Origin of the sequence: Clostridioides sp. ES-S-0049-02 (genome assembly GCF_020658465.1) — a bacterium.
GTDB lineage: Bacteria > Bacillota > Clostridia > Peptostreptococcales > Peptostreptococcaceae > Clostridioides.
The window spans coordinates 1-1,463 of record NZ_JACVWG010000045.1 but is presented as its reverse complement, the minus strand read 5'-3'; the positions used below and the strand labels follow the sequence as shown (position 1 = coordinate 1,463).

The window sequence follows — 1,463 nt, the reverse complement described above, 5'->3', positions numbered from 1 at the left end:
ATAGATGTATTTGTACCAAGATTAAACAAGGAGAGTGATTCTAAATATTATAAGAGAGTAAATAATATGGGAAGGCATTATAAAGAAGGGTATATTATAGTTGAAGATTAGGAGTTGGTAAGTTGAAAGTAAATGGAATAAAAGTATCAGAAATTATTAATGTATCAAATGTATATGTATATGGAGTTGAAGAAAGTATAATAGCAAGTGGATACCCAATGTATAAACAACAGGTAATAGATATGAAAGAGATAAATATTTCAGAAAAAGATTTAAAACGAGCAAATCAATTAGGCAAATCAAAGCAAGGTTCAGGTCATGATTGCTTCTCTAAAGGAATTATTGTACAGATGGATTTACAATGGTCAGAATATATGTGGAGACAATGGGACAGATACCATCATAACGATTATGTCTCAAGTCAAAGTAAAATGCATAGATTAACTAAATTTAACCTTGATAATATGTGTAACAAATATGTTGATAAAAATACAATAAATTTCTTAAATGAATTAATTTATGATTACAATAATTTTGATGAATTAAAATTATCCGCATCTGATAAAGTGACACTTAGGAATGGGGAAAATATCGAGGCCACGAAAGAAAATCTCTGGAAAATAATAATATCGAATTGTCCATCAGGATTAATGTTAACTGCAAGAGTTACATTAAATTATCTACAAATAAAATCTATGATAAGTCAAAGAGAAAATCATAAAATGGAAGAATGGAGATTCTTATGTGATTTTTTTAAAACATTACCAAAATATAAAGAATTAATGATGTAGCAAGTTTTGTTAGCAATTAAATTTTAAATATAAAGGAGAAGGGTAAATGGCAGAAAAAAGAATAAATTATAATCAAGTATTTGTATTAGGAGAAGTTTTAGACATTTTAAATATAGCTAGAATGAATCAAGGAACTAGCCAAGAAGCAATAAGATTTACCTTAAAAGTTGAAACAGCGGCAAATGAATCAGTGAATGTAGACTATTTTACATCAATGTTTAAGTCAGATGGTTCACCAAATCAAATGTTTTTAGGGATAGAGACAATCGCTAATGAAATAAAAACTAGAGCAGAAAATGGAAAAGGAGATATTGTTAGATGTGTTTGCTCATTAGATAATAACTTATACTATAAAGACGGTGAAAAGAAAGAGCGATTCCAGATATCAGGAACTTTTTGCAATAGAGAAAAATATGATGACAAAGGTAATCCGATTGATGACAAGGGCGAAGTAGTAAAACCAATAAAGGCAAGTCAAGTTTGGAGAGCATATACATTAATTGAAAATATAGAAGAAAAAGAAGATGACTTAGGTAAATATTTAGAGATTAAGGGTCTAATTAATAAATATGGTAAGCAAGGTTGTAATATGACATTTAGAATACATAATGAAGATATGATAGAAGGTTTTAAAAGTTTATATACAATAGGTGATGTTGGTCTTCTTGAAGG

2 protein-coding genes are annotated in these 1,463 nt (G+C 28.2%); both read left to right on the top strand.

Going from position 1 to position 1,463, the window contains the following annotated elements; genetic code table 11:
* Positions 1-122 precede the first annotated feature (122 nt).
* A complete protein-coding gene (locus IC213_RS20425; protein WP_227863578.1) occupies positions 123-791 on the top strand; it encodes a hypothetical protein in 669 nt (222 codons plus the stop codon).
* Positions 792-837: 46 nt separating this feature from the next.
* Positions 838-1,463: hypothetical protein (locus IC213_RS20420; protein ID WP_227863577.1), on the top strand; the 626-nt coding region annotated here is incomplete at its 3' end.